The organism is Haloarcula montana (assembly GCF_035666295.1).
Lineage (GTDB): Archaea > Halobacteriota > Halobacteria > Halobacteriales > Haloarculaceae > Haloarcula > Haloarcula montana.
In genome coordinates, this window is the sequence record NZ_CP142027.1 from 882,549 (window position 1) to 901,669 (window position 19,121).

General features: G+C 68.5%; 15 protein-coding genes. 5 read left to right on the forward strand and 10 right to left on the reverse strand.

Features of this window, described 5'->3' with window-relative positions:
• Positions 1-6 precede the first annotated feature (6 nt).
• Genes VJ109_RS04665 through VJ109_RS04685 form a run of 5 tightly spaced genes read right to left on the reverse strand, consistent with a single transcriptional unit; the run spans position 7 to position 7,379 of the window.
• A complete protein-coding gene (locus VJ109_RS04665) occupies positions 7-1,965 on the reverse strand; it encodes a molybdopterin oxidoreductase family protein (protein WP_324759388.1) in 1,959 nt (652 codons plus the stop codon).
• A 12-nt stretch (positions 1,966-1,977) separates the two neighbouring features.
• Positions 1,978-2,715 (reverse strand): DUF1641 domain-containing protein, encoded by a 738-nt coding sequence (locus VJ109_RS04670; RefSeq protein WP_324759390.1) that lies wholly within the window; start codon positions 2,713-2,715, stop codon positions 1,978-1,980.
• A gap of 1 nt (position 2,716) precedes the next feature.
• Positions 2,717-4,951: a formate dehydrogenase subunit alpha gene (gene fdhF / locus VJ109_RS04675; protein WP_434737287.1), complete on the reverse strand. Its 2,235-nt coding sequence runs from the start codon at positions 4,949-4,951 to the stop codon at positions 2,717-2,719.
• 29 nt (positions 4,952-4,980) lie between these two features.
• Positions 4,981-5,907 carry a 2Fe-2S iron-sulfur cluster-binding protein gene (locus tag VJ109_RS04680; RefSeq protein ID WP_324759394.1) on the reverse strand — a complete coding sequence of 309 codons (927 nt, stop codon included), beginning with the start codon at positions 5,905-5,907 and terminating at the stop codon, positions 4,981-4,983.
• The gene (locus tag VJ109_RS04685; protein ID WP_324759396.1) at positions 5,904-7,379 is read right to left on the reverse strand and encodes an NADH-ubiquinone oxidoreductase-F iron-sulfur binding region domain-containing protein; all 1,476 of its coding nucleotides are present in this window, start codon (positions 7,377-7,379) and stop codon (positions 5,904-5,906) included. Before VJ109_RS04685 ends, VJ109_RS04680 begins: the two co-directional genes overlap by 4 nt.
• 709 nt (positions 7,380-8,088) lie before the next feature.
• Here VJ109_RS04685 and VJ109_RS04690 point away from each other — a divergent pair.
• Positions 8,089-8,289 carry a hypothetical protein gene (locus VJ109_RS04690; protein WP_324759398.1) on the forward strand — a complete coding sequence of 67 codons (201 nt, stop codon included), beginning with the start codon at positions 8,089-8,091 and terminating at the stop codon, positions 8,287-8,289.
• 58 nt (positions 8,290-8,347) lie between these two features.
• On the opposite strand, the gene VJ109_RS04695 is transcribed toward VJ109_RS04690, so the two are convergent.
• Positions 8,348-9,241, reverse strand: coding sequence for a bifunctional methylenetetrahydrofolate dehydrogenase/methenyltetrahydrofolate cyclohydrolase (locus VJ109_RS04695; RefSeq protein ID WP_324759400.1), 894 nt, complete (start codon positions 9,239-9,241; stop codon positions 8,348-8,350).
• 294 nt (positions 9,242-9,535) lie between these two features.
• On the opposite strand from VJ109_RS04695, the gene VJ109_RS04700 reads away from it, so the two are divergent.
• Together VJ109_RS04700 and VJ109_RS04705 are read left to right on the forward strand one after the other, a co-directional pair.
• Entirely contained in the window at positions 9,536-11,035 is a 1,500-nt protein-coding gene (locus VJ109_RS04700; protein WP_324759402.1) for an anthranilate synthase component I family protein, read from the forward strand.
• Entirely contained in the window at positions 11,032-11,604 is a 573-nt protein-coding gene (locus VJ109_RS04705) for an anthranilate synthase component II (protein WP_324759404.1), read from the forward strand. Before VJ109_RS04700 ends, VJ109_RS04705 begins: the two co-directional genes overlap by 4 nt.
• Positions 11,605-11,627: 23 nt before the next feature.
• Here the strand turns inward: VJ109_RS04705 and VJ109_RS04710 are convergent, their stop codons facing one another.
• Positions 11,628-13,484, reverse strand: a complete 1,857-nt coding sequence (locus tag VJ109_RS04710; RefSeq protein ID WP_324759406.1) for a BCCT family transporter — start codon at positions 13,482-13,484, stop codon at positions 11,628-11,630.
• A 71-nt stretch (positions 13,485-13,555) separates the two neighbouring features.
• Positions 13,556-14,794 (reverse strand): NAD-binding protein, encoded by a 1,239-nt coding sequence (locus VJ109_RS04715; RefSeq protein WP_324759408.1) that lies wholly within the window; start codon positions 14,792-14,794, stop codon positions 13,556-13,558.
• A 163-nt stretch (positions 14,795-14,957) separates the two neighbouring features.
• Between VJ109_RS04715 and VJ109_RS04720 the strand changes: the two genes are divergently transcribed.
• Together VJ109_RS04720 and VJ109_RS04725 are read left to right on the forward strand one after the other, a co-directional pair.
• Entirely contained in the window at positions 14,958-15,368 is a 411-nt protein-coding gene (locus VJ109_RS04720; RefSeq protein WP_324759410.1) for an EamA family transporter, read from the forward strand.
• A 132-nt stretch (positions 15,369-15,500) separates the two neighbouring features.
• Complete coding sequence (locus VJ109_RS04725) at positions 15,501-15,881, forward strand: Rid family detoxifying hydrolase (protein WP_324759412.1); 381 nt, start codon at positions 15,501-15,503, stop codon at positions 15,879-15,881.
• 90 nt (positions 15,882-15,971) lie between these two features.
• Here the strand turns inward: VJ109_RS04725 and VJ109_RS04730 are convergent, their stop codons facing one another.
• Positions 15,972-17,699, reverse strand: coding sequence for a formate--tetrahydrofolate ligase (locus VJ109_RS04730; protein WP_324759414.1), 1,728 nt, complete (start codon positions 17,697-17,699; stop codon positions 15,972-15,974).
• A gap of 142 nt (positions 17,700-17,841) precedes the next feature.
• Positions 17,842-19,029 (reverse strand): alanyl-tRNA editing protein, encoded by a 1,188-nt coding sequence (locus VJ109_RS04735; RefSeq protein WP_324759416.1) that lies wholly within the window; start codon positions 19,027-19,029, stop codon positions 17,842-17,844.
• Positions 19,030-19,121 lie beyond the last annotated feature (92 nt).

Consider the following 19,121-nt stretch of genomic DNA (forward strand, 5'->3'; position numbering starts at 1 on the left):
ACTGGCTCACGCCGGATCGACGGGTTCGATAGTGACGGTTGTCGTCCCGGCGCGGACGAACGGGTCGGCCAGTACCGCGTGGAGGAAGGCCGTCCCCCGGCGAACGGACGGATCGGGCGAAACACGCGTCCGTACGGTCAGGTCGCCGTCCGAGACAGTCACGGGGTCGTCGTCCCCGACGCCGGCCTGGTCGGCCTCGCTCGGGTGGAGGCGTAGACGACTGTCGGCGTCGTCGTCACGCCCGCCGGCACGCCCGCCCACGACGAGTCGGAGCCCCGCCACGCGGTCGGTCCGACTCGCCGGGGCCGACGGCGGCCGGACGAACGGGACGCGCCCGTCGGGCGTCCGGAACCGCTCGCCGTAGAGGGTCGAGTCGGCATCGGCCGGCCACCGCTGTCCGCCCGCGACGACCTGATCGACCGATAGTCCGGCGTACGGCGGTGCGACGCGGGTCAGTTCGACGAACGCCTCGGACGGTCGGTCGTAGTCGAACTGCCCGCTCGTACACGAGAGCCGGCGGCCCAGTTCACTGATGACCTCGAAGTCCGTCCGAACGTCCCCAGGCGGCTCGGCGACCGGGCGCAGTGCCTGTACCTGACGGTCCAGATTCGTGACCGTCCCGCGCTTCTCGGTGCCGGCCGCCGCGGGCAACACGACATCGGCGTGAGCCGTCGTCTCGCTCTCGGTGAGTTCGAGGACGACGAGGTGGTCGAGCGCGTCGAGTTGCCGCCGGACCCAGGCGGGATCTCGCTTCGCTATCGCCGGGTTCTCGCCGACGACGACTGCGGCCCGGACCGTCTCGCCGAACGCCGACAGGAGGTCCGGCGCGGGGAGCCCCGGGGTCGCCGGCGGGTCGACGCCCCACTCGGCGGCGACCCGGGTGCGGGCCTCGGGATCGGTCACCGGTTGGTGGCCCGGTAAACGGTCGGGGACACAACCGGCGTCGACCGCCCCCTGTTCGTTGGGCGGCCCGCGGAACACGTGGACGCCGGTCCCCGGTCGGCCGAGGTTCCCGGTGAGCGCCAGGAGGTTCAACAGCGCGTTCGGGGCCGCGGCCGTCCCCGCCGCCGCGTCCTCGTCGTCGCCTTCGAGCCCGGTGCCCACGACGGCAGCGACTCGGTCGGCGGAACCGACGAGCGCCGCGACGCGGTCAAGCGTGGCCGGGTCGACGCCGGCGGTGTCGACGCCCGCCCCGTCGTCGAGATGTCTGGCGCTGGCGGCGAAGGACGCGAACTCCCGGGTCCGGTCGGCGACGAACGCCCGGTCGGCGTCCCCGGCAGCGAGGACGCGCCGGCAGAGCAGGTCGAGGACCAGCGCGTCCCGGCCGGGGCGGGGAGCGACGTGGAGGTCGGCCAGTCGTGTCGTCCGGTTGCCGGCCGGGTCGACGTGGACGAGCGTCGCCCCGTCGTCGACGGCCGGCCGGACGAAGGAGTTGAACGCCACCGGCTGGCGCGCCGCCGGATTGGCGCCGACGACCAGGACGACGTCGGCCTCGGTCAGGTCGTCGAGCCCGTTCGTCGTCGCGGGCCACCCCAGACGCGCGTCGAGCGCCCGGGCGGTCGAGACGTGGCAGTGGCGCGCCCGGTTGTCGACGTTGTTCGTCCCGACGGTCCGGGCGAGTTTTTCGAGCAGGTAGTTCTCTTCGGTGGTCGAGTGGGGCGCACCGAGGAAAGCCAGCGCGTCCGGACCGTGGGCCTCGACCGTCGTCTCGACGGCGTCGACGACGCGACCGGTCGCCTCGGCCCACGACGCCGGAGCCAGCGTCCCGTCCTCGCGGACCTGCGGCTCGGTCAGCCGTCCGTCGATTCCTTCGAGGGCGTTTATTCCCTCCGGGCAGAGCCGTCCGTTCGGGTTCGCCGGTCCGGACCGGCCGGTTGCGCGGTCGTCTGCGCCGGCCGGCGCGAGGCGACAGCCCACCCCACAGCGGGGGCAGACCGTCGATCGGTCGGGGCCGCCGTCGCTCATCGCACCACGGAGCTAGCGCCCCGTGAGACGCCGGCCCAGTGCCCTGAGGACGGCGACGGCGTAGCCGAGTCCGGCCCGCCCCTCGCCGCTCCGGAGCGCGCCGACCGCACCCAGCAGTGACACCGGTTCGCTCTCTTGCTGTGCCTCGCCGACCGCGCCCAGCACCGCGTTCAGCCCCGCGACGGCGTCGTCGTCGAGGTCGAGCGCCGCGGCGGTTCCCGCGAGGTCGACCAGCGCGTCGAGATCGCCCTCCCGCTGGAGCGCCAGCACGGTGTCCAGCGCGTCGATGAGGTCGGCACCGTCGGCCTCCAGCATCGACGCCAGTCGGTTGCGCTCCGCCTCGGAGAGCCCGTCGGTCAGCGCCGTCGCGATGTCGAGCAGGGCCTCCAGATCACCCGACCGCTGGAGTTGGACGACCGCGTCGAGTGTGTCGGCGAGGTCGTCGGCGTCGGTGCCGACCTGCTCGGCGAGGGCGGCCGTCTCCGCCGTCGAGAGACCGTCGGCCGCGGCGACGAGGTTGGCAGTCGAGTCGGTCACGTGGTCGACCTCGTCGTCGTCGGCGCTCGCGAGGACGAGGATCGCTGTCACGAGCGCGTCTTCGAGTTCGTCGGTGCGGTCGAGCGCAGCGGCCAACGCCTCGCCCTGGTCGTCGAGGACCGCCCGGAGCGCAGCCTCGCCCTCACCTGTCTGTCGGTCGGCGCTGCCACCGTGGGTCGCCGCTTCGGGGACCGCCTCCTGTGGTTCGGCCATCTCAGTCGTCCCCCGTGCTCGTCCCGGTGTCGCCCGCAGGCGTCCCCGGGTCGACATCCGCGGGTGCGATACGCACCGCCGATACCTTGAACTCCGGCGTCGCCGCCTGCGGATCGAGGTGTTCCTCGTCGGTCAGCCGGTTGATCGCGCTCTCCGCGAAGTGGATGGGCGCGAACACGGACTCCGGACCCACGCGGTCGGTCACCTGTGCCGGCACGGTCACCGACCCGCGCCGGGACTCGACGCGGACCATGTCGCCGGTCTCGATGCCGTACTCCGCGGCCGTCCGCGGGTTGATCTCCACGAAGTCGCTCGGGGTGTACTGCATGATCCCCTCCTCGCGGTGGGTCATCGTCCCCGTGTGGTACTGATACAGCACCCGTCCCGTCGTCAGAGTGAACGGGTACTCATCGTCGGGCGTCTCCGCCGGTTCGCTGAAGCCGACCCCCTGGAGGTGGGCCAGGCCGTCGTCGGTGTTGAACTCCTCCTCGTAGAGGCGTTCGGTGCCGGGGTGGTCCTCGTCCCAGCAGGGCCACTGGAGGCCACCCTCGCTGTCGACCCGCTCGTGCGTGACGCCGCCGTACAGTGGCGTCAGGGAGTTCACTTCTTCCATGATCTCGGCCGTCGAGTCGTAGTCCCACTCCCGGCCCATCCGGGTGGCGAGGTCCTGGAGGATCTCCCAGTCGGGTCGGGAGTCGCCTTTCGGCTCCATGACCTGCTTGACCATCTGGACGGTCCGGTCGGTGTTGGTGAAGGTCCCGCGCTTCTCGACGAACGAGCAGGCGGGCAACACGACATCGGCGTACTGTGCCGTCTCGGTGAGGAACAGGTCCTGAACGACGAGGAACTCCAACTCTTCGAGTACCTCCTCGGCGTGGTTGACGCCCGGTTCCGACAGCGCCGAGTTCTCGCCGATGATGTACATCCCGCGGAGGTCTCCCCGGTCGGCGGCCAGGAACATCTGGGTCGTGTAGTGGCCGTAGTCGGGCGAGATCTCGCAGTCCCAGGCGTCCTCGAACTTCGCGCGCACCTCGTCGTCGGCGATGTCCTGGTAGCCCGGGAAGTTGTCCGGCAGCGGCCCCATGTCGCCGCCCCCGCCCTGGACGTTGTTCTGGCCGCGGAACGGCGAGACGCCGGCCCCCGGCTTTCCGAGGTTGCCCGTCACCGCGGCGAGATTCGCCATCGCCAGGACGTTCTCGGTGCCGTGGGAGTGCTCCGTCAGTCCGAGCGTCCAGCCGAACACGCAACGGTCTGCGTCGGCGATGGTCTCGGCGGCCGAGACGATCTCCTCGTGAGGGACGCCGGTGACCTCCTCGACGCGCTCCGGCGTGAACTCCTGGAGGGACTCGGCCAGTTCCTCGAACCCGGAAGTGCGTTCGGCGACGAACGATTCGTCGTAGAGGTCGTTGTCGATGATGTACCGCGTGATCCCGTTGATCCAGACGGCGTCGTAGCCCGGTTGCACGCGGCTGTACTGGGTGGCGTACTCGGCGATCTGGATCTCCCGCGGGTCGAAGACGAGCAGGTTCGCACCGTCCCGGACGTTCTGTTTGATGCGGGTCGCAAGCACCGGGTGGGCTTCGGTCGTGTTCGACCCGGTCAGCAGGATACAGTCGGCCAGTTCGAGGTCTTCGGTGCTGATGGAGGCCGCGCCGTAGCCGTACGTTTGGGCGAGGCCAGCGACCGTCGAGGAGTGACAGAGCCGGTTGCAGTTGTCGACGCTGTTGGTGCCAAGCACCTGCCGGGCGAACTTCCCCATCAGGTAGTTCTCCTCGTTGGTCGCCTTCGAGGAGGCGATCACGGAGAGGGCCTCGCCGCCGTGGTCGTCCTTGATCGCGCCCAGCCCCTCGGCGACGCGGTCCAGCGCCTCGGCCCAGCTAGCGGTACGGAACTCGCCGTTCTCGTCGCGGACCAGCGGCGTCGTCAGGCGGTCGTCGGAGTTGACGAAGTCGTAGCCGAACTTCCCCTTAACACACGTCGAGATGCCGTTGACCGGGGCGTCCTCCTCGGCAGTCGGGCGAGCCGCCAGCACCTCCTCGCCGTCGGAGTAGAGGTCGAACCGACAGCCGACGGCACAGTAGCCACAGGTGGTGTCGGCGACGTTCAGTTCCTCCAGGCGCTTGTCGCCGATCGACTGGGCGATCTCGAACAGTTTCCCCTCCGGCAGCGTCTCGGCGGCGACGCCCTCGGCGACGTGTTCGACGTTCTGTAGCGCCTGTTCCTTGGCGTTGCGCATGTAGTCGGCGACGCCGCTGTCGTCGTCGCTCACGGCCACTCCCCCCCGTCGGCGTCGTCCCCGTCGTCCGCCGGCGCGTCCCTCGTAGCGGGACTATCGACGCGTTTCTTCGGCGTCATCGGCCCCTTGGACTTCCCGTGGCGCTCGTAGCTCTTGCCGACACTGTTCTTCTGTGTGAAGCCGGGCAGCGGGATGGTCGTGGCGTCCTCGATCCCCTTCTCGACGAGCGAGCCGGTCGGACAGACGGTCGCACAGTGACCACAGGAGACACACGCCGAGTCCTCCATCGTCTCGACATCGCTCTGGAAGCCGATGCGAGTGTCCTGTCCGGACCCCTCGACGCGGAGGACACCCTCGACCTGGACATCGTTGCAGGCCTCGACACAGCGGTTACAGAGGATGCATTTGTTGCGGTCGATCTGGATGAACGACGAGGTGTCGTCGAGCGGTTCGTAGGCGTCGCGGTCGTCCAGAACGCCGTAGCGCGGTTCCTGGACGTCCTGGTCAATGGCGGCGTCCTGGAGTTCACAGCGGCCGTTCTTCCCGCAGGTCGTACAGCGGAGGTTGTGGTCCGAGAGGACCAGATCGAGGTTCACGTCCCGGGCCTCCGCAGCGGGATCGGCAGCCGTCCGGACGGTCGCGCCGTCCTCGGCCGGGTGACTGCAGGCGGGGACGACGCCGTTGGCGTCTGTCTCGACCATGCAGGTCCGACATTCGCTGCGGGGGCCGATCTCGTCCTCGCGGTCGTAGTGACAGAGCGCCGGTACGGTGTCGTCGGTGTCGGCAGCCTCGACGGCGTCGAGGAGGGTCGAGCCGGGCTCGACGGTAACGTCGGTGCCGTCGACGGTGACCGTCGCCCGTTCGGTCCCGCTGACCGGGGGATCACTGGCCGTCCCGGGAGCGATCGTTTCTGTCAGTGGCGGTGCGTCCGTCTCGTGTGTGTGGTCAGAACTCATGGTGTTACCTCCGCTGTACAGGCCCCGGCCGGACACCGGCCGTCAGCGTGGGCCTCGAACTCCGCCTCGAACGCAGCCATCGCGGTCCGAACCGGGCGGCCGGCGTCGACGCCGAACGTGCAGATACTGCTGGTCCGCATGACACGGTCGAGTTCCTCGATGCCGTCGCGGTCGTAGCGGCCGTCGTAGAGGTCCCTGAGGAGCTCCGCGAGCTGTGTCGTCCCCTCGCGGCAGGGGACACAGCGCCCGCAGTTCTCGTCGGCGGCGAACTGCGCCCGCCGACCGACGAACTCGACGACACAGCGACTCTCGGACAGTACTTCGACGACGCCCTCGGTCCCCAGCCCCGCGTCGATCAGCGACGCTGGGTCCGGCGTGATATCGAGCGCGGCGGTGAGCCCGCCGAACCGGCCGCCGACGCAGGCGGCCTTCAGCGACCCCTCGACGGTCGTCGCGTCGACCGCCGACGCGAGGCTGTCCCCCTCGGTCAGTTCGACCGTCACCGGATCGGCCACGTCACCGGTCACCGTGACGAGTCGCGTGACCGGCCCGTCCTGGCGAAGCGTGTGGGCCAACTGGGCGAGCGTCCGGGCGGTGTGGACCACCGTCGGCCGGCCGTCGATCCCCACCTCGGCCGGACCGGGCGGACGGAGCCGCGCCTCCAGCCGGTGGTTTCCTTCGACGGCTTCGATGGCCATCGTCGGTTCGGCCGCACGGTAGACCGACGGTCCGGTCACCACGTCGACGGCGACCGGGAGATCCGGGTAGGCGTCGACAGCCTCGCGGACGCTAGCAGCGGCGTCCTCGTCGGCCTCGGAGACGTAGACGACCACGCGGTCCGCGTCGACCGTTCGCGCGGTCGCACAAGCGCCTTCGAGAACGTCGAACGGACTGCTCGCGAGCAACAGCGCGTCGGCCGTCGTCCCGTGGGCGTTGACGACCACGGTGGCCTCGCCGTCGGTGCGCCGGGCAGTCTCCCAGGTGTCCGCGAGCGGTTCGTCCTGGCACCAGTCGCCCCAGCCCCGCCCACGCAGGCTCTCGCCGGCCCGCTCCGTCTCCTCGGTCGTCGCGGTGACGAACCCGCCGGCGGCCTCGTGGTCGTCGGGATCGGTCGGTCGCCGCCACCCGCATCCACCGGTGACGCGCCGCGTCCCGGCGTCGAGTCCCGCCAGGTCCGGGACGGGCAGCGACGTTGCAGACGGATCGTGGTCCACGATGGCGTCGGCCAGATCCGTCGGGAGGCCCTCGTCGAGTCCCGCCGTCAACTCGCGCAGTTCGTCGGCGGAACACCGTGTGTGAAACGTCGTCTGTCCCCCTTGTGTCACCGAGACGAGTGGTTCGACCGCCGGGGCTCCAGACGGCCCGACGGCGGCCACCGTGACGCCGGCGTCGGCCGCCGCCTCGGATAGTTCGGGCGGCCCGGTTGCCGAGTAGCGGAGAACCGTCCCGTCTCCGGATAGAATCGATGTCATTTGATAGCGTACCTGAATGGAATTCCCGGTGGAGAATAATAAAGACCCGGCAACGGCGGCGGACACCCGTCACGAAACCGCCGTCAGCGGCGTCAGCAACCCACCATAGCTTCGTATGACTCGGGTCGGCAGTGATCGTGGCCAATCTTCAAGCTATCGAGTGTCTATCACTTCGCGGCGGCGTCGGCACCGCTGGGACACGGTGTCCACATCGGAAACGGCCCGCGGTGGGATGGCCACAGGGGCCGTCGAAAGGACCTCGAAGGGACTCGCTCACGGTACGGGTCCGTCGGGAACTGGGATACGACTGACACGCTTGCACCCCTGCTGGACCCATCTGAACGGTGTGGGGAAACCGGCTTAAAAACACGTCGCCAGTGTGGGTGGTGTTTAAGTGGCCACCCGGAATCGCGGTTCCAGAGCGACCGGGAGCCCTGATAAACCGACGTACAGGTCAACACACACGTTGATGCCGGGAGCGTGCCCGGATGGAAACGTGAGCGAACGGATGCAACACGGACGACACGGCGGACGGAGTACCACACCCGGACACGCGTGTCCGGCCTGCGGAGCCGAACTCAAACAGCGGGGAGGAATGAGCGTCTGTCGGTCCTGTCGCTGGTACCAGCGGTCCCCGGCGGACTGAGCGGCCCGGCAACGGAGTGTCAGGGGCGAATACTTATTTTCCTACTCGTAGATAGGTCCGCGTATGAGCGGCGAGTGTCACTTCTGTCACGGCATCGTCTCGGCCGACGAGTCGAACCACATCCTGCTGGACGGGCACGGGGACCACGAGGTGTACCTCCACAGGCAGTGTGCGGCCGGTCACGACGTCCTCGAAGACGCGGACGGGTCGGCTGACAACGTCGCCATCACGTGTCCGGAGTGTGGAACCGTCGAGACACACTGACGGAACAGTCCGTACCCGGACGCTCAATCAGTCAGAAGAGTGATCCGATGAGTCCCGCTCAGGGCAGGTCGACAGCGACGCCGGACTGGAGGCTGGCCGCCTTGACCGTGTTGTACATGAGCATCGCGATGGTGAGCGGCCCGACACCGCCGGGGACCGGCGTGATAACCTCCGCCTTCTCCCGGGCGCTCTCGAAGTCGACATCGCCGACGAGTTCGTACCCTTTCTCCGTGTCGGCGTCGACGCGGTTGATGCCGACATCGACGACGGTGACACCCTCCGAGAGCATCTCCCCGTCGATCATCTCCGGGACCCCCGCCGCGGCGATGACGATGTCGGCCGCACGTGTCTTCGCGGCGAGGTCTTCGGTCCGGGAGTGACAGACCGTCGTGGTCGCGTTGCCGCCCGTGCCGTACTGGACGAGCAGGTTCGCCATCGGCTTGCCGACGATGTCCGAGCGGCCGACGACCACGGCGTCTTTCCCCTCGGTGTCGACGCCGGCCGCCGCCAGGATCTTCTGGACGCCGTGTGGCGTACACGGCTTGTACCGGGCGTTACCGGCGACGAGTCGGCCGACGTTCTCCGGGTGGAAGCCGTCGACGTCCTTCTCGGGGTCGATACACTCCAAGACGGTCCGTTTCGTGACGTGGTCGGGGACGGGCATCTGGACGAGGATGCCGTGGACGTCAGGGTCGTCGTTCAGCTCGTCGAGTTTCTCGAACAACGTGTCGGCCGGCGCGTCCGGGTCGATCTCGTGGTGGAACCCCCGGATACCGACCTCTTCACAGGCCTGCTGTTTCATCGAAACGTACGTCTCGCTGGCCCCGTCGTCGCTCATCAGGACCGTCGCCAATCCGGGGACCACCCCCTCGTCGGCGAGTGTCTCCACGCAGTCGCTCACGTCCGCTCTGATACCGTCGGCGATCCCGTTACCGTCGATTACCGTTGTCATGCTTGTCTCTCGCTGTCTGTCCCGTGCCGGATCGCCGCGGCTCCTCCCCGACGCCCCGCGCGAGACAGCAGTCCCGCTCACCAACCGACGCCCCGAAGATAACTGCCGACGCGGAATAGTCCACCCATTGAAATACTATCGGATGACCGTCCAGAATCGGCCGCGACTACTCGGCAAACATCGACTGTACCGTCCGTATATGCACCCCACGCAAGGTTTTTTGTCCGAAGCCGTGGATAGCTCACAGTAACGACTCGCGGACCGATACGGCGTCCGCGGAGGCCGACATATCACATGGAAGAGACGACTGTCGTCACCGACCAGGCATCGTTCGTCGAGACAGCACGCGAGGCACCGCCCGGTGCCCGCGTTCCCGTCGAGGTCCGAGTCACCGCCTCGGACCCCTTCGAGGCGTACCGGCGGGCCAGGAGTCCCGACGCCCCGGGCGTGTTCTTCGAGACCACCGGCGGTCAGTCCGGGTGGGGCTACTTCGCGGTCGATCCCGTCGAGCAGGTCAGGGTCGATCCGGACGCGGCGAGCGAGGGCGAGAGCCCCAGCATCGAAGCGATCGACGCGCTGCTCGACCGTGAGACGCTCGTCCGGGGCGACTGTGACGCCCCCTATCCCTGTGGCGCGTTCGGCTGGCTCTCGTATGATATCGCCCGCGAACTGGAGGACATCCCGGAAACGACGACGTCCGACGGGCTTCCCCACCTCCAGTTGGGCGTGTTCGACCGGGTCGCCGCCTGGGAGGAACCACACCAGGGCGACGTTACCCTCCGGGTGACGGCCTGTCCGCGGCTGAGCGACCACGAGGACGCTGCGGCGGCCTACGAGACGGGCCGCCGACGGGCACTCGATCTCGCCCGGCGGGCGCTCGACGGCGAGCGCCACGTCCGGTCACACCCGACCGCGACCCGGCAGGCCACCTTCGAGAGCGAGTGCGGGGCCGCCGCCTTCGCCGACCGCGTCAGGACGATCAAGGAGTACGTCCGCGAGGGCGACACGTTCCAGACGAACGTCTCCCACCGGCTCGTGGCCCCTGCGGCGGTCCACCCCGTCGAGACGTACAACGCCGTCCGGCGGGTCAATCCCGCGCCCTACTCGGGCCTGATCGAGTTCCCCGGCGTCGACCTCGTGAGCGCCAGCCCGGAACTCCTGCTGGATGTCGACGGCGACCGGCTGCTCACCGAACCCATCGCCGGAACGCGCCCCCGGGGCGACACGCCCGCCGAGGACGCCGACCTGGAGGCGGACCTGACGACCGACGAGAAAGAGCGGGCCGAACACGCGATGCTCGTCGACCTGGAGCGCAACGACCTCGGGAAGGTCAGCGAGTACGGAACCGTCGACGTCACCGAGTACCGCCGTGTCGACCGCTACTCGGAGGTGATGCATCTCGTCTCGCTCGTCGAAGGGCAACGGCGGGCGGACGCGAGCGTCGCCGACGCCGTGGCGGCGGTGTTCCCCGGCGGCACCATCACCGGCGCGCCCAAACCCCGGACAATGGAGATCATCGACGAGGTCGAACGGACCCGGCGCGGACCCTACACCGGCTCGATGGGCGTCTTCGGGTTCGACGATCGGGCGACGCTGAACATCACTATCCGGACGCTGGTCCACCGCGACGGGGAGTACCGCCTGCGCGTCGGAAGCGGGATCGTCCACGACTCGGTGCCCGAACAGGAGTACCAGGAGACCCTCGACAAGGCCCGGGCGCTCGTGACCGCCGTCGACGAGGCGCTGGGCGAACAGGGCTCGTTCTCCGTCGAATCGACCGGGGAGGTCAGATGATACTCATCGTCGACAACTACGACTCCTTCGCGTACAACCTCGTCCAGTACGTCGGGGAGTTCGACGACGTGGTCGTCCGGCGCAACGACGCCATCGACGTGGCCGGCATCCGCGAACTGGACCCGGACGGGATCGTCGTCTCGCCCGGCCCCGGAACCCCCGAGGAGGCCGGCGTCTCCGTCGATGTCTTCGCCGAAACGAGGTACCCAGCGCTCGGGGTCTGTCTGGGCCACCAGGCGCTGTGTGCCGCCCACGGCGTCCCGGTCGGGCACGCGCCCGAAGTCGTCCACGGGAAACCCTCGGCGGTCCACCACGAGGACACCCCGATATACGACGGCGTCGCCGACCCCTTCGAGGTCGGCCGCTACCATTCGCTGGCCGTCGAGGACACCGCCCTCCCGGCGGCCCTGGTCGAGACGGCCCACACCGAGGACGAACAACACGTCGTGATGGGCGTCGAACACGTCGAGCGCCCACACGTCGGCGTCCAGTTCCACCCCGAGAGTATCCTTACCGACGCCGGCAAACGCATCGTCGAGAACTTCTGTACGTCGGTAGCGGACGCCTGAATCCGACCGCTTGCCGGTCGCTCTCACTCCTTTTCCGGCGGATCGATGTCGTGGTGAGTCTGGATCGCCGGGAGGCGGTCGACGGCTCGGCGGACGATGGAGGTGTGGCCCCGCTCCTGTCGATACCACGTCATCGTCAGCCCGCCCAGCGCGACCAGCGAGATGACGGCGAACGGACCGCCGGTGAGGACCGCAAGCGCCTGTAGCGTCTCGGCACCGCCGCCGAGCAACACCGCGACGGCCACCGCCCCCTGGAAGGCGCCCCAGAAGACGATACTCCCGTTCGAGGGGGCCAGCCCGCGCCGGGTCGCCAGGATCGAGACCACCAGCGTCGACGTGTCCGCCGAGGTGGTGATGAACACCACGATGAGCGCCAGGAACAGGAACATCAGCAGTTCGCCCAGCGGGAGCGCCGCGAACAGCGGGAACCCGGCCACTGCCTCGGACCCCCCGCGCCGAGCGATAGCGGCGAGGACGCTCGCCTGCCCGGTGTGCTGGACGAACAGCGACGTGCCGCCGAGCAACAGGAACCAGACGATGGTCGCCGCCGAGGTGGCGACGACGGTCGTGAACACGACGGTCCTGACCCGGCGGCCACGCGACAGCGCGGCGACGAACAGACCGGCGAAGGGCGCCCACGAGAACCACCACGACCAGTTCCAGACGGTCCAGTTGGCGACCCACTCTCCGCCGGTGTAGAGACTCAAGGGCAGGAAGTGGACGACGTACCGGCCCAGCGCCCGGGTTCCCCGTTCGAGGACGAATCCGTGGGGGCCGAGGACGGCTATCAGCAGGGCGAACAGGCCGAAGAGGACGACGTTGAGGGCGGCGATCCGCCGGATGCCGCGGTGGATACCGGTGACGCTGGAGAGGACGAATATCAGCGTCAACCCGCCCACGAACAGGAGCGGCCCGGTCGGCCCGATGGCGACGTTCCACTGGAAGGAGATGCCCGCGAGGAACTGCTGGCCGACCAGCGCCACCGAGGTGGCGATGCCGCCGATGGTCGCGAAGACGGCCAGCGTATCGACCAGACGGCTCCACACCGAGTCGAGGCCGTCGACGCCCAGAAACGGCGCGAGCACCGTCGAGACCCGCAACGGGGCACCGCGCGTGAACACGAAGTACGCGACGGGGACGCCGATGACGGCGTAGGCGCTCCAGGCCGAAACCCCCCAGTGGAACAGGACGTACACCAGCGAATCGGCCAGCGCGGCGCTGGACTCCGGGGCCGCGCCGAAGTACGGTGGCGGCGTCTGGTAGTGAAAGAGCGCCTCCGCAGGCCCCCAGAACACGAGGCCGGCCGCGATGCCGGCGGTGAAGACGAGACTGAAGTAGGTCGGGTAGGTGTAGGTCGGTTCGGTGTCGGGGCCACCCAGTTTGATCTCACCCCACGGCCCCAACAGGAGGACGGCGCAGTAACACACCGCCAACAGCATGGCGACGAGAAACAGGGGGCCGCCGGTCCGGAGGATGGTACCGGAGACGGCGTCGACGGCCGCGATCGTCCGGGCCGGAAACGCCGTCTGGAGCGCGAAGAAGGCGGCGAACACCGTCACCGGCACGCCAAAGGCCAGCGGGTCCTGGTTCGCCAGGAACCCCTGGAGCGTGTGCCGGACCCGTCGTCGCCGGACGGCGAGCAGGTACGATTCGCCGGTCCCGGTGTCCCGCTCGTCGTCTGCGTACGGGAGCACCGCCAGATACCCCAGCACCGACCCGAAAAACACCAGCGAGACGGCCAGCCACCCCTGCCCGGTCACCACCTCGCCGACGAGATCGCCGAAAAAGAACCCCGAGAGGACGACGGCCCCGGAGAGTGCTGCCAGCGGGGCCAGAAGCTTCGCGAGCGACGACTCGACGCCCCCCTCAGAGGATGTCATATGTTACCGTACTGAAGCGCGTTGTGTTAATTGTATCGAGGGGACAGCGGCACGAAACGGTCCCGGGCGGCTCAGTCCGGTGCATCGTCCCCGGCGACCGGGTCTAGGCCCTCGACGACCGACTCCGTGGTGGCCTCGTCCAGTACGGACCGCCCCAGCAGTTGGCCGCCGATGGTCCGGGGGTTGATGACCTCGTCCGCGCCGACCGACTCAAACTTCTCGACGTGTTTCTCCTCGGTCGCCGCCGCGACGACCCGGACTTCGGGGTTGACGCGCTTGGCCGCGAGCACGGCGAGTACGTCCCGGGCATCGTCGTCGCTCCCGACAACGACACCCCGGGCAGCGTCGACGCGGGCGTCCGAGAGGACAGTCTCGTCGGTCGGATCCTCGGTGAGAACGTTCAGATCCTCGTCGAGCGATGCCGCCACGTCGGCGTCGTCGGTGACGACCACGAGGTCCGTCTCGTCGGTTAGTTCGTCCAGGAGCGAGTCCGTCACGTCGCCGTAGCCGAGCACGACGACGTGGTCGTCCAACAGGGTGAGTTCTGATGCTGTCATGATTCCGAACGCGTTCGCCATCCGTGATTCGATGAGCGGGCCGACGAGCGCCCCCACGGCGACGGTGAACGCGCCCGTCCCGAAGAGGATAATCGAGAGCGAGAACAGCTTCGCCTCCGGTGTCGTCGGCGTGAAGTCGCCGTAGCCCACGGTCGCGATGGTGACCATCACGAAGTAGAAGGCGTCGGCCCAGCTCAGCGGTTCGCCGGTGAACTGGTCGCGCAGGCCGTAGGCCCCGACGGTACCGTACACCACCACCCCGACGATGGACAGCAGCGAGGCGAGCTGGAGCGGCGAGAGGTCGACCGACTGGTCGAACCGGTCGCGGTTCCGGACCAGTAGGGGGACCGCGAGCGCGATGGCCGCCAGCAGGGGAACGTCGGTCGTCTGGAGCGTGAGCAGCGGGACCGCCGCCAGCGCGGGGACGAGGACGACCGCGGCCCGCCAAGCGATCCGCTTGCGCCGCTGGAGGCCGACCGTGACGATCCCCAGGACGAACGCGAACAGCACGCCCCCGAACTGGGCCACCGCCGGTGGGACGGCCAGCACGACCGTCAACGGGCCGTCGAGTGTCGGCGTCGCCTGGCTCAAGTGTGACAGTCCCGTGAGAAACGAGACGAGCGTGACGACGCCGGTCGCAAGCACCGTCGACTTCCCGCCGGAGAACGCCCCCCACTCGACGAACGGGACCTGCTCTGCCGGATAGAACACCTCTTCCAGTGCCGGCTCCTGACCGTCAGGTGGGGTACCCATTACCACGGTATTGTCGAACTCCGCATAAAAAAGCAGGCGGTGAGACACGCCGGGAGACTCAACACGGCGGGGCCACAACCGGTCGACCGATGGAACGACCGTGGGCGTGGATCGGGACGGAGTGGGTCGAACAATCAGCCCCCCACTGGACGGGTGAGCATCGGTGAACTCGGGGATCCTCTTCGGTCTGGGGACGATGATCGCGTGGGGGTTCTGGATCATCTTCGGCGACGTGGCCTCGAACGCCATCGACCCGAAGACGGCGGCGTTCATCTCCTACGCCACCGCCGCGGTGGTCACCGGCGTCTACGTCCTCGTCTCGGACGCCTCGTTGGCGGTGACGAACCGCGGGGTGATGTTCGCCGCCGTCGCGGGTGTCGCGGCCGCGATCGGCGTCGTCTCGACGTTCGTCGGCGTCAGCGTCGGGTCGGTCACCGTCGTCTCGACCATCGGCGGGATGTACTTCGTCGCCGCCGCGCTCATCGCCACAGTCGCGTTCGGCGAACCGCTCTCGGCGAAGAAACTGGCGGCCATCGGGCTCGCCATCGCCGCGATCGTCGTCGTCAACCAGTGACCGGCGGAGCCCGTCGGCCCGCTCCCGTGAGAGCGCCAGCCGCCTCGCACAACTGGTCGGACTTCCGAGTGGATGTGTGCTGGCCCGTCGACGCGACCGGGATTTATGTCAGCCGGCGAGGTAGCCGTTCCCGTGAAACGAACCATCAGTACCGACGACGCACCGGCAGCGGTCGGCGCCTACAGTCAGGCGACGACGAACGGTGACCTGCTCATCACGGCCGGACAGCTCCCACTGACGACCGACGCCGAACTGCTCGACGACGAGTCTGTCGCCGAACAGACCCGGCAGTGTCTGCGCAACGTCGAGGCGATCCTGGCGGCCGAGGACTGCTCGCTCGACGACGTGCTCAAGACGACCGTCTTCCTCGACGACATCGACGACTTCGACGCGTTCAACGAGGCCTACAGCGAGTTCTTCGAGGACGAGCCACCCGCCCGGAGCGCCGTCGGAGCCGGCGCGGTGCCGAAAGGTGCTGCCGTCGAGATCGAGGCCATCGCGACAACGGAGTAGCGAACCGGAAAGAAATCACACTTCTATCGCTGTTATCGAATCGTGGGGTCGAAACCGGCAGTCCAGCGAGCGCCGGGACGCCGGCCCCGCTCAGAACAGCCCGGAGATGTTGCCGTCCTCGTCGATGTCCATATCCGCGGCGGCGGGCCGCTGGGGGAGGCCCGGCATCGTCAGCGCGTCGGCAGTCAGTGCGACGATGAAGCCGGCACCGGCCGATGGGTACACCTCGCTGATCTCCAGTTCCCATCCCTCCGGTGCGCCCTTCTTGCTGGCGTCGTCGCTGAACGAGTGGAAGGTCTTGGACATACAGACCGGGACGTCACCGAAGCCCAGTTCCTCCATGCGTTCGATGTCGTCGAGCGCGCTGCCGGTGAACTTCACGCCGTCGGCGCCGTAGATCTCGGTGGCGACGGTCTCGATCTTCTCCTCGATGGGAGCCTCCTCGTCGTAGAGATAGCGGAACTCGTCCTCGTCGCTCTCGTCGACGGCGTCGATGACGTGCTCGCCGAGGTCGACACCGCCCTCGCTGCCCTTCTCGAAGACCTCCGACTCGGCCGCTCTGACGCCGAGGTCCTCTTGGCAGTGGTCCAGCACCGCCTGGACTTCTTCTTCGGTGTCGTCGGGGAAGCGATTGAGGGCGACGACGACCGGCACGCCGAACTTCTGGAGGTTACTGACGTGGCGGTCGAGGTTCTCGAAGCCGCGTTCGACCGCGTCGACGCCGGCCTCGTCGATCTCGTCGAAGTCGACCGGCCACTGGTCCATCCCGTGGTACTGGAGCGCACGGACCGAAGAGACCAGCACGACCGCGTTGGGCGTCATGTCACCCAGCCGGCAGACGATATTCATGAACTTCTCGGCACCCAGATCGGAGCCGAAGCCGGCCTCGGTGACGAGGTAGTCGCCCATGCCGAAGGCGGCCTTGTCCGCGATGAGCGAGTTCGTCCCGTGGGCGATGTTGGCGAAGGGGCCGCCGTGGACGAACGCGGGCGTGCCCTCGATGGTCTGGACGACGTTGGGCTTGATGGCGTCCCGCAGGAGCATCGTCGCCGGCCCGGTCGCCTCGATGTCGTCGACCGTGATGGGCTCGCCGTCCTCGCCGTAGGCGACGATGATGCGGGCGACCCGTTCCTTGAGATCGCCGAGGTCCTCGGCCAGACAGAGCGCGGCCATCAGCTCCGAGGCCGCGGTCAGTTTGAACCCGTCCTCGCGGGGGGTCCCACCCGTCTCGCCGCCGAGTCCGACGACGGTCTGGCGGAGCGCACGGTCGTTCATGTCCAGCGCGCGCTTCCAGGCCACGTCGTTGATGTTGATGTCGAGGTCGTTGCCCTGGGAGAGGCGCGCGTCGAGCATCGCCGCGATGAGGTTGTGCGCGGCCGTCAGTGCGTGGAGGTCCCCGGTGAAGTGGAGGTTGATGTCCTCCATCGGCAGTACCTGCGAGCGGCCGCCGCCGGCTGCACCGCCCTTTACGCCGAACACCGGCCCCAGCGAGGGTTCGCGGATGGCGATCATCGCCTCCTCACCGAGGTGGTTGAGCGTCTGCCCGAGCCCGACCGTCGTCACCGTCTTGCCCTCGCCTTTAGGCGTCGGCGTCATCCCGGTCACGAGGACGAGGTTCTGCTCGCGGTCCTCGGCCTGGTCCCGCAGGCGCTCGATGGCGTGGTGTTTGACCTTGGCTGTGTACTCCCCGAAGTACTGGAGATCGTCGAGGCCGAGCCCCCAGGGCTCGACGAGTTCCCAGATCGGTTCCATGTCTGTCGACTGTGCGATATCGTAGTCGGTCGGGATCGGCTCCTGTGACTCGTCCTCTGATGACATCTCGTCATTGGGTTCCCTGTACCGGCGTATGAAAGTTCGTATAGCTGATAGAAGCCGGATACGATGTGTTCTCTTCGGCGTCGGACAACACCAGTGCTCCCATCCCGTCGGTTCGCTGTCGTAACGAGTTTCCCGAGCCGACTCAGTCGGTGAGGTAGTCGACGACTGCCTCGGGCTCCGCCGAGAGACCGCCGCCCTGTGCGAGCGTCGGCTGGCCGCCCCCGCCACCGCCGAACTCGTCGGTGACCTCGTCGATCACGTCGTTGGCGTCCGTCTCGCCGTCGGTGCCGACGACCACGAACGTCGCGCCGTCGGTGCCGGTCAGGACGACGACATCGGCCGCCCCGTCGCGTGCGCTGAGGTGATCGGCGACGGCGTTGGAGTCGACGCCCTCGACGGTACCGACGAGCCACTCCCGCCCGTCACGCGTGTGCGTCTCGCCCGCGAGCGCCGACAGCCGTGCGTCCAGCAGGTCCCCGCGGAGCCGGGCACGCTCTTCCTGGAGCGCCTTCTTCTCGTCGAGCAGCCCCTCGGCTCGCTCTCCGAGTCCCTCGACGCTCGTGTCCAGCGCGTCCGCCCCGCGGCGCGCGCTGCGTGTCTCCGCGACCTGCCGTTCGATCGCCGTCGGCCCGACAGCGTACTCGACCCGAACCAGGTCCGCGCCGGGGTTGGAGACGTCGAGAACCTTGACAGGGCCGACCTCGACGGTCGAGGCCACGTGTGTCCCCCCACAGGCCGAGATGTCCCAGTCGTCAATCTCGACGATCCGGACGCTCCCGGTCGGCGTCGTATCACCGAGGTTGAAGACGATGTCCTCGTGGTCGCGGGCCGCCTCGACGTCCATCTCGTACCAGTCGACGGGACGGTCCTCCCAGACCACCTCGTTGACCATCTCCTGGACGGTCAGCGGATCGATCGCCTCGGCGCTTGCCCCCGTCTCGAAGTCGAGCCGGACCGTCTCCTCGCCGATGTCGAAGCCGCCGTAGCCGTGCCCGTCGAACAGCCGCCGGCCGGCGCCGTAGACGATGTGGCTGGCGGTGTGTGCCCGCATACTGTAGGTCCGGAAGGACTCGTCGATGGCCCCCGTGACGGTGTCGCCGGCCGCGAAGTCGGGGGCCGACGCGAGGGTATGGACCGTACCGCCGTCCATAGACTGGACGTCGACGACGTCGACGCCGTCGAGCGTTCCCCTGTCGGCGGGTTGGCCGCCGCCCTCGGCGTAGAAGTAGGTGTGTTCGAGCGTGACCGTGCGACCGTCGACCGAGTCGACCGTCGCCTCGAAGGACGTGACGTACGGTTCCCCCGAGGCGCGCGATGCATCGGCAGGCATACACGATATGTTACGGGACGCGGGCTTAAATCGCGCGTTCCGGCCCGAATCCCCGACGGCGATAGGTTAATCAGGCCACCGCCGACGATATG